12 protein-coding genes and 1 riboswitch are annotated in these 13,483 nt (G+C 49.5%); of the genes, 5 read left to right on the forward strand and 7 right to left on the reverse strand.

The features are described from left to right. Window positions 1-20: 20 nt before the first annotated feature. Complete coding sequence (locus WG68_RS07055; protein WP_046556967.1) at window positions 21-914, reverse strand: alpha/beta hydrolase; 894 nt, start codon at window positions 912-914, stop codon at window positions 21-23. A 351-nt stretch (window positions 915-1,265) separates the two neighbouring features. Between WG68_RS07055 and WG68_RS07060 the strand changes: the two genes are divergently transcribed. Then, window positions 1,266-1,733 carry a SirB2 family protein gene (locus WG68_RS07060; protein ID WP_046556968.1) on the forward strand — a complete coding sequence of 156 codons (468 nt, stop codon included), beginning with the start codon at window positions 1,266-1,268 and terminating at the stop codon, window positions 1,731-1,733. A 52-nt stretch (window positions 1,734-1,785) separates the two neighbouring features. Here WG68_RS07060 and WG68_RS07065 read toward each other — a convergent pair whose 3' ends face one another. Beyond that, window positions 1,786-4,959: an amidohydrolase family protein gene (locus tag WG68_RS07065; protein WP_046557057.1), complete on the reverse strand. Its 3,174-nt coding sequence runs from the start codon at window positions 4,957-4,959 to the stop codon at window positions 1,786-1,788. A 131-nt stretch (window positions 4,960-5,090) separates the two neighbouring features. On the opposite strand from WG68_RS07065, the gene WG68_RS07070 reads away from it, so the two are divergent. From WG68_RS07070 to WG68_RS07080, 3 genes are all read left to right on the forward strand, one after another. Continuing rightward, on the forward strand, window positions 5,091-5,348 hold the full coding sequence (locus WG68_RS07070) for a DUF1289 domain-containing protein (RefSeq protein ID WP_046556969.1): 258 nt from the start codon (window positions 5,091-5,093) through the stop codon (window positions 5,346-5,348). 9 nt (window positions 5,349-5,357) lie between these two features. Beyond that, entirely contained in the window at window positions 5,358-5,912 is a 555-nt protein-coding gene (locus WG68_RS07075; protein ID WP_046556970.1) for an MgtC/SapB family protein, read from the forward strand. Between the two features lie 80 nt (window positions 5,913-5,992). Then, entirely contained in the window at window positions 5,993-7,543 is a 1,551-nt protein-coding gene (locus tag WG68_RS07080) for a cation:proton antiporter domain-containing protein (RefSeq protein ID WP_046556971.1), read from the forward strand. 62 nt (window positions 7,544-7,605) lie between these two features. On the opposite strand, the gene WG68_RS07085 is transcribed toward WG68_RS07080, so the two are convergent. From WG68_RS07085 to glpK, 3 genes are all read right to left on the reverse strand, one after another. Continuing rightward, complete coding sequence (locus tag WG68_RS07085; protein ID WP_046556972.1) at window positions 7,606-7,977, reverse strand: DUF3718 domain-containing protein; 372 nt, start codon at window positions 7,975-7,977, stop codon at window positions 7,606-7,608. A 113-nt stretch (window positions 7,978-8,090) separates the two neighbouring features. Beyond that, window positions 8,091-8,176: riboswitch (cyclic di-GMP riboswitch) on the reverse strand. 87 nt (window positions 8,177-8,263) lie between these two features. Further along, on the reverse strand, window positions 8,264-8,899 hold the full coding sequence (gene pcp / locus WG68_RS07090; RefSeq protein WP_046556973.1) for a pyroglutamyl-peptidase I: 636 nt from the start codon (window positions 8,897-8,899) through the stop codon (window positions 8,264-8,266). Between the two features lie 40 nt (window positions 8,900-8,939). Then, window positions 8,940-10,427, reverse strand: coding sequence for a glycerol kinase GlpK (glpK, locus tag WG68_RS07095; protein WP_046556974.1), 1,488 nt, complete (start codon window positions 10,425-10,427; stop codon window positions 8,940-8,942). 62 nt (window positions 10,428-10,489) lie between these two features. On the opposite strand from glpK, the gene WG68_RS07100 reads away from it, so the two are divergent. Next, window positions 10,490-10,819 (forward strand): DUF1840 domain-containing protein, encoded by a 330-nt coding sequence (locus WG68_RS07100; protein WP_046556975.1) that lies wholly within the window; start codon window positions 10,490-10,492, stop codon window positions 10,817-10,819. On the opposite strand, the gene WG68_RS07105 is transcribed toward WG68_RS07100, so the two are convergent. Both WG68_RS07105 and WG68_RS07110 read right to left on the reverse strand, forming a co-directional pair. After that, on the reverse strand, window positions 10,806-12,176 hold the full coding sequence (locus tag WG68_RS07105) for a sensor histidine kinase (RefSeq protein WP_083981817.1): 1,371 nt from the start codon (window positions 12,174-12,176) through the stop codon (window positions 10,806-10,808). The two genes, WG68_RS07100 and WG68_RS07105, sit on opposite strands and share 14 nt — an antisense overlap. After that, on the reverse strand, window positions 12,157-13,482 hold the full coding sequence (locus tag WG68_RS07110; protein WP_046556976.1) for a sigma-54-dependent transcriptional regulator: 1,326 nt from the start codon (window positions 13,480-13,482) through the stop codon (window positions 12,157-12,159). The genes WG68_RS07105 and WG68_RS07110 overlap by 20 nt, the downstream gene beginning before the upstream one ends. Window position 13,483 lies beyond the last annotated feature (1 nt).

Here is a 13,483-nt window from a genome sequence, read left to right on the forward strand (position 1 = left end):
CAGTTTTGCATTGCTGCTTTTCAAGTGTTACCGGCAGTGTGAAAATGGTCCGGTAGCACGGTTTGTTGAGTGCCGGGTCTTGAAAGCCAGTATAATCCTTGAATTACTGAGGTTGCAAAAGCAACCTCATGGTTTGCCGCCTCAACTTCACTGAAATGTAATCGCAATGATGGTGAATTCTTCGAGACAAGGACGGCGTGAAAGCGTTGAGCTACGTCGACCATGTCATGAATAGTTTCTCCAGTATCTGGTGTTTCCAAACTGCCTACAGAGATGTAGACGTTGGCATTGATATTTTTTGCATCAAATTTAACGACATCCGTAAGTAATGATTCATCATCGAACCAAAACGAAGGGCTAGAAAGTACATAGTTTTTAAAGATCTCAGGTGCTTGGAGCAGGACATAGCCGCCAAATAGCCCTCCAAGCGAGTTGCCAACATATGTGCGTGAAGATGGGTCTGTTTTGTATTTTTCTTCTATCGTTGGAATTACAACATCACGAATAAATGATAAATGGTGACTTGCCCCGCCAGTCGTATGCTTCCAGCTTTCATCGACAGCATGAGTGTAGTCGCGGATTCGGCTGCTGCGAGCTGAAATATCTCTCTGCCACGATATACCGACTAAAAAACTGTTAGTAATTTTGCCAGCAGACATAGGTATTCCGAGCGAACCTGCGAGTGTCGGAAAAAGATAATCTCCGTCAGTCATATATATCACCGGGTACGAAATGGATGGGTCGTACCTAACTGGAAATTTCACGTAAATTTGGTATGGGCGATTTTCGTGGGAATCGACAATATCGAACGTATCTGTATTAGGGATGACGAACTGTCGCGCTGAGGCGTCTTTTGCAAATACATTGGCCGATAACAAGCAACCAATTAACACTATTAAACGTATTGATTTCATGAAACTCGCTTATAAATTAATGGAAGCACTTAACAGCTTATTCAAAGGATCTTTACCCGCAAGTTGCAGGCAGAATTTCCTCTGAGTTTTTTAATTACCCGAGTCTATTCTTGACCCTGAATGCAAATCAATCATTTTTTTCTTGTGTTACTTTTTGTTACTACAAAGTACGAGAATAAAACCCGCGAGTTGTTGAAAAAAAACTAAGCATTATCGGCTGGGAGTTTATACAGTGCTTGCAGCGTTGTTAGCGGAGTGGGGGCTGCGCAACGTTTATCGCGTTAGCATCGTCAAACCGCTGATAAAACGTTATATTGGCGGGCGAAAATAATAAACTCTGGGAAATACGCCATGTACTTGATAATAAAACATACCCATCTGACCATCATAGCGCTGACACTGCTGTTTTTTCTGGTTAGCTTTGCCTTAACACTGAAGGGCTCGGATAAGGTTAATAACAAACTGCTGAAAATTGGCCCGCATATTTTATATACCCTGTTTATTGTCACTGCGATCTATTTGATGGTGGTGAATCCGCTGCAGTTATATCCGTTTGTGAATGGCTGGGCCTCGTCTAAACTGGCAGGGTTCGTGATTTATGTGCTGTCGATCACCCTGGCGCTAAAGTGGGCAAAAACTACCTTGTGGCGTCTGGTGGGTTTTGTCAGTGCGCTATTCTGGTTTGGCATGACAGCCCGGCTGGCATATGCCCACCGGCTTAAAGTAAAAGGCGCTGGCGACGATGTGAATGCTTATATTGACATTTTGCAGTCGATTGGGCAGTCAATAACACAGTCGATGTTGGTGCTGGTAAGTTAAGGTAAAAAAAGCCCCTGCAGAGCAGGGGCATTTTGTTGTTAATTTACAGCGGTTACTTAGCTTCAAATTCAAATGGCTGGCGCTGACGTTCGCGCAGGCCTATTTCGTTCATACTGGCGGCGTCAAACAAGCGGCCATTCACCATAGTATAAATTACCTTGTCACTTACCCGGATGTCCTGTAATGGATTGCCATCGATCACAATTAAATCGGCCAGTTTACCGGGTTCAATAGTGCCTAACTGCTGATCCATACCAAAGGTTTTAGCCGGGTTAATGGTAGCGGTTTTCAGCGCTTCTAACGGGCTCATGCCGCCCTGGGCAAACATCCAGATTTCCCAGTGCGCCCCTAAACCTTCACGCTGACCATGGGCACCAATATTGGTCGTAACACCCATATCCTGCAGTTGCTTAGCGGTTTTTACCACTTCAAAATGGTTATAGTGATGCTCCGGTGCTGTGGTGCGGCGCATGCTACGCGGCGCTAACACATCCATCGGTACAAACTGGCTTAACCGTGGATGTTTCCACACTTCGGTTTTATCGTACCAGTAATTCTCGCCCCAAATACCGCCATAGGCCACATTCAGGGTAGGGGTGTAGGCGGTGCCGCTGGCTTGCCACAGCTGTTTAATATCGTCATACACCCGGGCAGCCGGTAGCGCGTGCTCAATGGTGGTATGGCCGTCCACTATCATGGTCAGGTTGTGCTGCATTAACGAGCCACCTTCAGGTACCACCATCATTCCCAGCTCTCGTGCCGCCTGAATCACCTGCTGACGCTGATTACGCCGTGGCTGATTGTAGCTTTTTACACTAAAGGCGCCGGCTTTTTGTAAGCGTTCCAGGTGAAATTTGGCGTCGTCCAGGCTGTCGATATGCGAGGTATATCCGGCACCTTCAGCACCGTATAAAATGGTGCCGGTCGAGAAAATACGCGGGCCGACAATTTGGCCGCTTTGCTGCAGTTCGCTGGCGGCGAAAATCTCCCTGGTGTCATTCGATGGGTCGTGAATACTGGTAACACCGAAAGTTAACCCCGCATAGTTTTGCCAGTTTTGCTGTGGGGTAATTTGCTGCGTACCCTGGCTGCCATGGGCATGAGCGTCGAATAAACCGGGCATAATGGTTTTGCCTGTAATATCAAACACCTTAGCATTGGTGGGAACCGCAACGTCATTTCTGCTACCAACGGCCTTAATTTTATTGTTTTCAACAATAACCACGCCGTTTTCGATAACTTCATCGCCCTTCATGCTAAGCACCTGGCCACCAACAAAGGCCACAGTACCACGCGGTATATCGGCCGGTACTTTAAAGCCGAGGTTCAGGCCATTTGCCACTTTGAAATCGTCGCTTTGCGCCGTGTGGTCGAATAGGCCATTAATGCTGGCATGGTACAGCTCAGGGCCCAGGCTCCAGTATAGGTTACGGCTGTCGCCGCTCCAGCTGATATATTCACCGGCCCGCACTGATAACTGTTTTACCGGCAGCTGCTTATCGGTGCCACTGATATCAATGGCCCGGCCCCGTTCAATAAAGGGTGTAACAAATACTTTAAAACGGTCGGCAAAGGCCAGGTATTTACCATCAGGGGACAGTTTAAACTCAGTACCAAACTTGGCGGTATACAGCGTTTGCTGGCTGTGTTTTTGTAAATCGATACTGATCAAGCTGGGCGAGCTGCCAAAATCCATGGCGTACACTTTGTCGTTGCCGGCGCCAAACATCGGTGCGCGGCCGTTGCGGGCAATCAGTTCACTTTCGCCACCGCGGCTGCTGGTTTTGTACAGGCCGGTATTTAATGACCATTGGCGCGGCAGCAGGCTGCCAGCACCCATTTTGCGATACACCACGGTTTTGCCATCCGGGCTTAGCGTTGGCTCAATATATTTGCCAGGTTCGCTGGTTAGTTTGGTAACCCGGCCATTACGCAGGTTTAGCAGGTTTACCGCGCCCTGGGTTTGGTCGTTCCAGCTCACGTACACCAGCTCTTTGCCGTCGCGGGAGAACTCGGGGTAAAACTCAAAGTCGGTAGTTTGTTTAGTGAGCCGGCGCGGCTTCGGGTCGGCTAAATCGGTAATATATAAATGGCCTAAAGCGGTAAATACCGCTTGCTTGCCGTTGGGTGAAACCTTAACAAAGCGCAGCATTTTCACATCAACGTCGGTTTTATCCAAATCCTGGCTAACCCGCAGCGCGGTTTGAATTTGCTTACTGGTGTTAACTTCAAACGGCACTGTCGCCACCTGCTTACTGGCAATGGTCAGCCGTTTAATCTCACCACCAGCCCAGAATAACAGTGCTTTATTGTCTGGCGTCCAGCTCAGCGTGGGATAAACGCCATGAATGGCCCAGGTTTCCTGCATGTCACGGTCCAGGCCGTCATATAACTTAATATGCTGGCCGCTGGTTAAGTCATATAAAAATAAGGTGCTTTGAAAATCAACCCGGCGGATATAGGCCAAATATTTACCATCCGGTGATGGCGTAGGCCGGATAGCGCCACCGGCACCGCTAATTATTTGGTCAATTTTGCCGCTTTCACGCTCGAAGCGTTTAATGACATAGATGCCTGACTCAGAATCTTTACTGTAGTGAAAGGTTTTACCGGGGGTGTCGTCTTGAGAAAAGTAGATATATTTACCGTCGCTGGAAAATGCCGGTTCGCCTAAATCTTTCTGATCATTGGGCCGCTCGGTTAACATTACGCCATTGCCGCCGCTGATATGGTATTGCCATACTTCACCGGCGCCTAACGAGCGGCTGGCAGTAAAGTGCTTGCGGGCGACAATAAACTGGCCATCCGGGCTCCAGGCCGGGCTGTTCAGCAAGCGGAAGCTTTCTTTGGTGATAGCGCGCGGCTCGCTGCCATCGCTGTGCATTACCCAGATATTATCGGCACCGTCGCGGTCACTGGTAAAGGCGATGCTTTTGCCGTCCGGGCTGAACACCGGTTGCATATTCCAGGCTATATCGTTGGTGAGGGCAGTCGCTTTACCGCCGCCAATTGGCAGGGTGTAAATGTCACCGAGTAAATCAAAGGCCAGGGTTTTGCCATCCGGGCTGACGGTGATGTTCATCCAGCTGCCTTGCTGCACATTGATGTCAACGGTTTCAAACTGGCCTTGTGGTGCATTTACATCCCAGGCCGGCGCATTGTCATCAGCCTGTAACATAAAGCTGGCGATGGTCAGCGCAAGTAAGCAGGGTTTAAATCTGGTCATTGGTAGGTTCCCGTGGCGGTTTTCGTTATAGTTAGCTTTTTTAGTATCAGCCAGATTGGCATAAAGTACTGGCAAAGTTAAGCCTTAGCCGTGTCTAATACGACCAATCTGCTGCAGGAGCCGACAAAATTATGGTTGAATCACCTTGTGTTGCTTGTTGCCGTTTAAGCAGCGACAAGTTCTGTGTGGGCTGTTACCGCCACATTACTGAAATTGTTGACTGGAACAAACGAACAGATCTTGAAAATTCCGCTATATTACAAATGGTTGCTCAAAGAAAAATTCAAGCAGAGCAAGCAGGACTATTAAATGCAGATACAGCCGTGCCAACTACTGCCATTACCCAGGCTGAGTGGCAGGCAGCGAAAACCGCAGCACGAATGAAGTAGGAACAAACTATGCTGGATTGGCAACTGATTTTTGCAATAGACCCGTTAGACTGGCAGGAATTGCTAACGGCATTGCTGTGCGGTTTTATTATTGGTCTGGAACGCCAGCTGCGGGGTAAGCCTGCCGGGATCCGCACTTCTATTTTAATTATTATGGGCACCTATGTGTTTATTGCCGCCTCCATGTCGGTTAATTCTGAAATGACCGATCCGTCACGCATTATTGGCCAGGTAATTACCGGTGTTGGCTTTTTGGGCGCTGGGGTTATGTTAAGCCGCGATGGCATGGTATTAGGGGTCACCTCTGCCGCCACTATCTGGGTGCTGGCAGCCATTGGTGTCTGCATTGGTATTGGCCAGGACTTAGTGGCAATAAAACTGTCGTTGCTGGTGGTTACGGTATTAGTGGGTATAGGTATTCTGGAAAGCTCGTCATCTGCCATGCGCCGTGGCGTACACCGCACCTATAATGAGTGGGTGCAGCGGGCAAATGGCAGCCTGTTTAGCCGGCGCAAAGAAGATATAGCACCAGCAGCCAAAGTTGATATTGATGATCCGCATTAATATTGCGTAATTATTTTCATTTTTCATTTTTCATTTTTCATTTTTCATTTTTATGATTTTAATTTATTTAGGAATAACGAATGCTTGAAGCTGTCTGGATTGGGTTTGCTTTTTCACTGGGGTTGTTAGTGCGACTGATTGGTTTGCCACCACTCATTGGTTATTTAGTTGCGGGTTTTGTTATTTCAGCAACGGCCAGTGAGATGAGCTTACCGGCAGAGGGACCATCGATTATTCATCATGTTGCCCATCTGGGTGTGTTGTTGTTGCTATTCACTGTTGGTTTAAAATTAAATGTCCGAAGCCTGGCTAAAGCAGAAGTACTGGGTGGTGGTACTCTGCATTTTGGCTTATCAATAGTGCTTATTTTGCCTGCAGTGTTACTCATTTTTGACGTTAGCTGGTATCAGGCATTGATGCTGGCGATTGCCTTAGCATTCTCCAGTACGGTACTTGCGGCAAAGGTGCTGGAAAGTAAGCGCGAGTTGCGAGCTTTTCATGGCCGGGTGGCTATCGGCATCCTTATTGTGCAGGATTTACTGGCGTTGTTAGTTATGAGTCTGGCAAGCGGTACCATGCCTTCCGCCTGGGCTTTGCTGGTGTTTGGCTTGCCACTATTACGGCCACTGCTTTTTAAGTTATTGGATGCCAGTGGCCATGAAGATTTATTAATTTTGTTTGGCTTATTATTGGCGCTGGTGATTGGCGGCCAGGGCTTTGAGCTGGTAGGGTTAAGCTCAGAACTCGGTGCGCTGGTATTTGGTGCAATGTTGGCAAAACACCCGCGGGCGGGTGAGTTGTCAAAATCGTTATGGGCAATAAAAGAGTTTTTTCTGGTCGGATTTTTTCTGCAAATCGGTATCGATGGCCTACCAGATGCCAATGCCTGGCTATTTGCCGCAGTAATGACGTTAATCCTGCCGCTAAAAGCGGTAATGTTTTTTTTATTATTGGTGTTGTTTAAACTGAGGGCACGCAGTGCGTTTTTAACGAGCTTAAGCCTGACTAACTATAGTGAGTTTGGTTTAATTGTCGCCAGTGTAGTGTTACCCGAATGGCTGGTACCGTTGGCCTTAACTGTGGCTATATCGTTTGTGATTTCTGCTCCCTTGAATCGCCTTGCTCATCCACTGTATGAACGTTTTTGCCATCGTTTACTCAAATTTGAGCGTAATATTCATCACCCGGACGAACAACCCGTGTCGTTGGGTGATGCAGATGTATTAATTATGGGTATGGGGCGAACCGGCACTGCAGCTTACAATTATTTGAAAGCCAGTAAAAAAATTATTGCCATGGACTCTGATCCGGCAAAAGTCAGTGATCATCAACAGCAAGGCATGAATATTTTTTACGCCGATGCTGAAGATCAGGTGTTCTGGCAAGGCTTAGATTACGGTAAGGTTGAAGCTGTTATCCTCAGTATGAATGATGTTGAAGCGAAGGTGATTGCGGCCAAAAAGTTGCGGGCTTCTGGTTTTAAAGGGTTTATTGTGTCGCACAGTATGCACAAAGACGAAGCGCGGGACATTATTGCTGCGGGTGCTGATCAAACTTATTTAACCATGTCGGAAGCCGGTGTTGGTATTGCTGAGCACGTTAAACAACATTGTTTTGAGTTAAAAGCATAGTACAGGAATGCAGAAATAATTAAGGCGCCTTTAGGCGCCTTAAAAAGGTCATTTATTGCTTGTTAGCTGGCGCTACGCTCTTTAATAGCATTGATAACGGGTGATGTGCCAAAGCCATTGCTTTGTGCCCATTCAGCGTCGCCAGACGCGGCAACGACACTGCCTGGTAACTGCTTAATCATAAACTCGGCAGTTTCAGTGGCGTTGTGTTTAATAGCGTGACGTACTAAGGGTAAACCGTCACATACCACACCGCTGTATACCGCAGATAAACGAATACGGTTGTCAGTTAACACTTTACGCAGGTTATTACGACTGTCGGCAGCAACATAAGAACAGATAGACTGCGCTAATTGATCGTTGGCGGCAACAGGAGCGCTTACAAAAGAGGTGGTAGCGATTACAGCAGCTAAAGCGATAATTTTGGTTTTCATATTCAAGCTCCGAATTGAGTCAGTTCACGATCATTGTTAGCAACCGGGGTTGCAGTACACGAAAGGTCATGCGTTTAACTCTGGACGAAACAGAATAAAACATCGCAGTTTGCGACGGCAGCCCAGCTATCGTAGGGTTTCCCCGTTAGACCTGAAGCTTTGCGTGATCACCTTTTCAGATGACTTGCCTTTCGAATTCGCGCATCATAAGGAATGCTCAAAATATATGCAAGCATTAATTTCAAAAATTATTATAGTTAAATCTGAATAAGTTAGCTGCATCTGATCAGACCACTAACTGATCAGGTTGTTGCAGCAGGCTGACTTCAACACATATTTTTATTGCGTCAATCAAGGTTGCCAGTGCCATACTGGCGGTATCGGCTTTATGTAATGCCTGCTCCGGTAAATAGGGCAAATGAATAAACCCCCCTTTAATACTGGCGAACTGATTCTTAATCAGGTGCATTAAGCCATAAAAGCTATGGTTGCACACATAACTGCCGGCCGATAACGACAATTGGGCTGGTATTTGTTGTGAGTGCAGTGCTTGTAACATGGCATTTATTGGCAAATTACTAAAGTAAGCGGCTGGTCCATGTGAGGCTGTCAGGGTGTTGCGAGGTTGTTGACCGGCATTATCAGGGTAAGGGGCGTTAATAAAGTTACTGGCGATTTTTTCCAGCTGCAGTTGAGCACAGCCACCGGCCTGGCCCAACATAATCACCACCACTGGTTTAAATTGACTAATGGCTTGTTCCAGTTGCAACAAACATTGTTTGAAAACACATGGCAGCTTAACGCTAACAATACTGACTTCATCATCCAGCTGCCAACCATGCAGCGCACTGGCAACCTGCCAGGACGGATTAATGGCTTCGCCTGCAAAGGGTTCAAATCCGGTGATCAGTACCTTCATCATTATGCTTACCTGCAACCTTAATATGAGTTAGTTATCACTACTATAGCTGCTGCGCCAGCACGGCAGCAACTGCTGTTTGCCAACGCTGATATAGCTGGCGTTGTTCTGTTACCGCCAGCTGTGGCGTAAATTGCCAGTCGGTTTGCCAAAGCGCAGCAATCGCCGAGATATCAGGGTAATAACCCAGGCTAACGGCGGCTAAAAACGCCACGCCAAAGGCGGTGGCATCAGTGGTATTGCAGCGCTGTACGTGCTGCTGGCATAAATCTGCCAGTGCTTGTAAAAACCAACGGTTGTTGGTCATGCCACCATCTACCCTGAGTTGTGCCACATTGATGCCGTCCTGGTGCATGGCGTTGAGTAAATCGGCGCTTTGGTAGGCAACGGCACACAGTGCGGCTGTGGCTAACTGTGCTTTACCGGTGTCGCGGGTCATGCCAAAAAGCGCGGCTTTGGCCTCGGGCTGCCAATAGGGCGCTCCCAGCCCGGTAAAAGCCGGTATTAACAGTTCGGTTTGCTGATAATGGCTTTGGTTGGCCAGTGCTTCGGTTTCACTGGCCTGGCTGATAATACCGAGCTTATCGCGCAGCCATTGCACGGTGGCTCCGGCCATAAAAATACTGCCTTCCAGCGCATAAGTCGGCTTGCCATTCAGTTGCCAGGCCAGGGTGCTTAATAACTGATGCTTGCTGCGAATAATCTTGTCGCCGGTATTAACCACGGCAAAGCAACCAGTGCCATAGGTGCTTTTTAACATTCCCGGCGAGATACAAGCCTGGCCTAATAATGCAGCCTGTTGATCGCCCAGTATCGCCATAATTGGAATGGCTGCGCCCAGTACATCAGCCGAACTGACACCAAACAGGCCGGCGGAATCTTTTACCACAGGTAGCAGGCTGGGCGGAATATTAAATAATTGCAACAGTTGTGGGTCCCAGCTCTGGCTGCTGAGGTTATACAAGGCCGTGCGGCTGGCATTACTGGCATCGGTGGCGTGTACTTTGCCGGCAGTCAGTTGCCACAGCAGAAAGCAGTCTATGGTACCAAAACACAGCTGGCCCGCGTCTGCTTTGGCCCTGGCGCCTGGGATAGTATCCAGCAGCCAGGCGATTTTACTGGCCGAGAAGTAGGGGTCGGCCCGCAAGCCGGTTTTCTGGCTGATCAGTGCTTCTGCGCCTTGTTGCTGCAGCTGGCGGCAAAAAGCGGCGGTACGCCGGTCCTGCCAGACAATGGCATTGGCAATTGGCTCACCGCTGTGCCTGTCCCACAGCAGGGTGGTTTCACGCTGGTTGCTGATGGCCAGCCCGGCAATATCGCGTGCAGTCAGCCTGGCTTTTGCCAGCGCATCGTTTATACAACCTAATACGCTTTGCCAAATCTCTACTGGATTTTGTTCTACCCAGCCCGGTGCGGGGTAGCTTAACGTTAGCTCTTGCCGGGCGGTTGCCAGTGCCTGTAACTGTTGATTATAAACAATGGCCCGACTGGAAGTGGTGCCCTGGTCAATTGCGAGAATAAACTTTGCCATAAAATAGACTGAAAGTAGGTTATGCTTAGGCTCAGATTAGCAGCAAAGCGCGGAGTAACACCATGATAACCTTTAAAAGCCAGGCGGGCGGCGATGTCAGCTACCATAAAAACGTTGCTTTGGATCTTTTGAGCATGCTGGGGCGGGATCAGAAAGTTCCCAGCGCTATGTATGCCGACGATGTCGCTGCTGCCATTAACCGCTTACAGCAGCAACTGGCCAAACTGGCAGCAGAGCAGGCAGAGGCAGGGCAAGAGCGTGAAGCAGGCGAGCCAGATACCGCTGAAGAGGAAGATGACACAACAAAAGTGAGCCTGAGCCAGCGCGCCCAGCCTTTGCTAAAATTACTGCAACAAGCCCAGGCGGCCAATACCGGCATTATGTGGGAGTAATCTCCGGCAGCGTCACGATAACCCGTAATCCGCTTACTGCGCTGCCGGAACTGTCGCCAGCGGTGTAGTTCGCCAGGCTGATACTGCCACCATGGGCCTCTGCAATATCGCGGCACAGCGTTAAACCAATACCCGAGCCTTGCGGTTTACTGCTGTAAAAGGGCACTAATACTTGCTGCAGCAGCTCGGCGGCAATACCGCCGCCGCCATCCTGCACCTGTATTTGCAGTGCACTGGCAAGCTCGGTACAGCGAAGGCTAATGTGTGCAGCAGCCGAGCCACTCTCATGAGCGTTTTTCAGTAAATTCAGCAACAGCTGCGCCAACTGCTGCGGATCAGCATGCCAGTGGCGTGTTGGCAATTCACCTTGCAGCTCAAAGTCGTAATGATCCTGCAACTGATTAATCAGCCGCGGCCAGTTAATACGATCCGCTTGCGGTGGGGGCAGTTTGGCAAATTCAATATAGGCCTGCACAAACTGATTCAGATGTGCACAGCGTTCACTAAGGGTATCAAATAACCGGCTTAACGCTGCTTGTTGTGCCTGTTCAGCCAGTTGTTTACCCGAGAACGCCAGTGACGATAACGGTGCCAGGGTATTATTCAGCTCATGGCCAATGACCCGCAGCAGTTTTTTCCAGGCGTTCAGTTCTTCACGCTGAATTTCCCGGGTCAGAGGCTTTAGCAAATACAGCCAGTGCTGCTGCTGGTTTAGCTGAAACTGGCTTATTGATAAATGCCACACCGCTTGTTCAGTGTTATCCAGCCGGAGTAAACCTTGCTGTTTAGTCAGCATGGCCTGGTGCAGCAGCGGCATGTGCTGGGTAAGGCTATTTAACTTACTGCCTGCAAATTTTTTACCCTGCGTCAGCAGTTGGCTGGCGGCAGGGTTATTCATCAGTACGGTATCGTGGTAATTGGTCAGGATCAACGCCATTGGGCTGCTTTGCAGCACCGTATCAAGCAGCAGTTCCCGCTGATATAAACTGGCACGCTCAGAACGTAATTGTGCCGACATATTTTCCAAACTGGTTGCCAGCGGGCGCAGCTCATCAATAGCCAGCTGATTAGCGCTGGTATTAAAACTACCGTCCTGTAAGTTCTGCGCGTGCAGGTTAAGTGCCAGAATTTCCCGGCGTAGCGGCTGCAGCGCCCAATGTAGCAAGCCCCACAACAGTATGCCGCCAGCGGCAATGGCCAGGCTTAGCCAGCCATTGCCGGGGCTGAACTGATACTGCAGCGCAAACGCCAGCAGCGTTAGTAGCAGGCATAGCAGGTTTAAACGACTGGCGCTGCGGCTGAACAACGAAAATAGCGGCCGGACGGCGACGGGTGGTTCAGGGGGTGGCGATGCCATAAAACTCCATGCGCCGGTACAGTGCCTGGCGGCTGATGCCCAGTTGTTTGGCGGCCCGTGATACCACGCCCCCCGCTTGCACTAATGCCTGCTCCAGCGCAGCGCGGTCGATATCATCCAGGGCTCTTTTCATGCCGGGGCTGATGTCGGGCAATCCCAGATCACTGCTTTGAATTTCTGTACTGCTGCTTAGCAGCAGGGCACGCTGACAAACATTTTGCAGCTCGCGCACATTACCAGGCCAGGGATAACTCAGCAGTTGCTGCTCGGCGGCATTACTTAAGGCTTTTTTGCCGCTCAGAAAGTAGCGGGCCAGCACCAGAATATCCTCTGGCCGCTGCGCCAGCGCTGGCAATTGCAGCTGCACCACATTTACCCGGTAGTATAAATCCTGGCGAAACTCGCCCAGGCTTATCGCCGTGGTTAAATCGCTGTTGGTGGCACTGATCAGCCTCACATCGGTTTTGCGGGTTTGGCTGGAGCCTAAACGTTCAAATTCGCCGGTTTGCAACACCCGTAACAACTTGGCCTGACCGGCCAGCGACAAATTGCCAATTTCATCCAGAAATAAACTGCCACCGTCTGCCGCTTCAAACCGGCCAATCCGGGTTTTACTGGCACCGCTAAACGCACCGGCTTCTGCGCCAAACAGCTCGGCTTCCATTAAATCGGCGGGCAGCGCCCCCATGTTTACTTTGATAAAAGGCTTATTTTTACGTGGTGAGTTGGCATGTAATACGTTGGCAATGCCTTCTTTGCCCGCACCATTGGGGCCGGTGATCAATATAGCAGCATTGGCTGGCGCCAGTTGCAACGCCATCTGCAGTAATTGCTGCATTTGGCTGCTGGCAAACACCATATTACATAAATCTTTACCGGCAAAAGCCGCCTGGCGCTCGTGCTCGGCCCGTCGTTGCTGGGTGGTCAGCTGCTTTAATTTCAGGGCATTGGCTACCGTTAGCAGCAGGCGCTGATCATCCCACGGCTTGGCAATGTAATCAGTGGCACCGGCTTTAACCAGCTCAACTACCATATCCAGCTGTGTCCAGGCGGTCATTAATACCAGCGGTATATCCGGGTACTGTTGGCGCAGCTGATAAAACAGCGCCTTGCCCTGCTGGCCCTGCATTTGGCCGGCGCTGAAGTTCATATCCTGCAAAATTAAATCAATCGTATTGCTGGCCAACAGCTGCCAGGCCTGAGCCGGTGCAGTGGCGCACAGTACCTGATAACCCTGCAGCGCGAACAGCGTTTGCAGGGCCAGGCAGATGGGCTGATTGTCATCAATAACCAATAATTTCAGCATA

The organism is Arsukibacterium ikkense (genome assembly GCF_000987775.1).
Lineage (GTDB): Bacteria > Pseudomonadota > Gammaproteobacteria > Enterobacterales > Alteromonadaceae > Alishewanella > Alishewanella ikkense.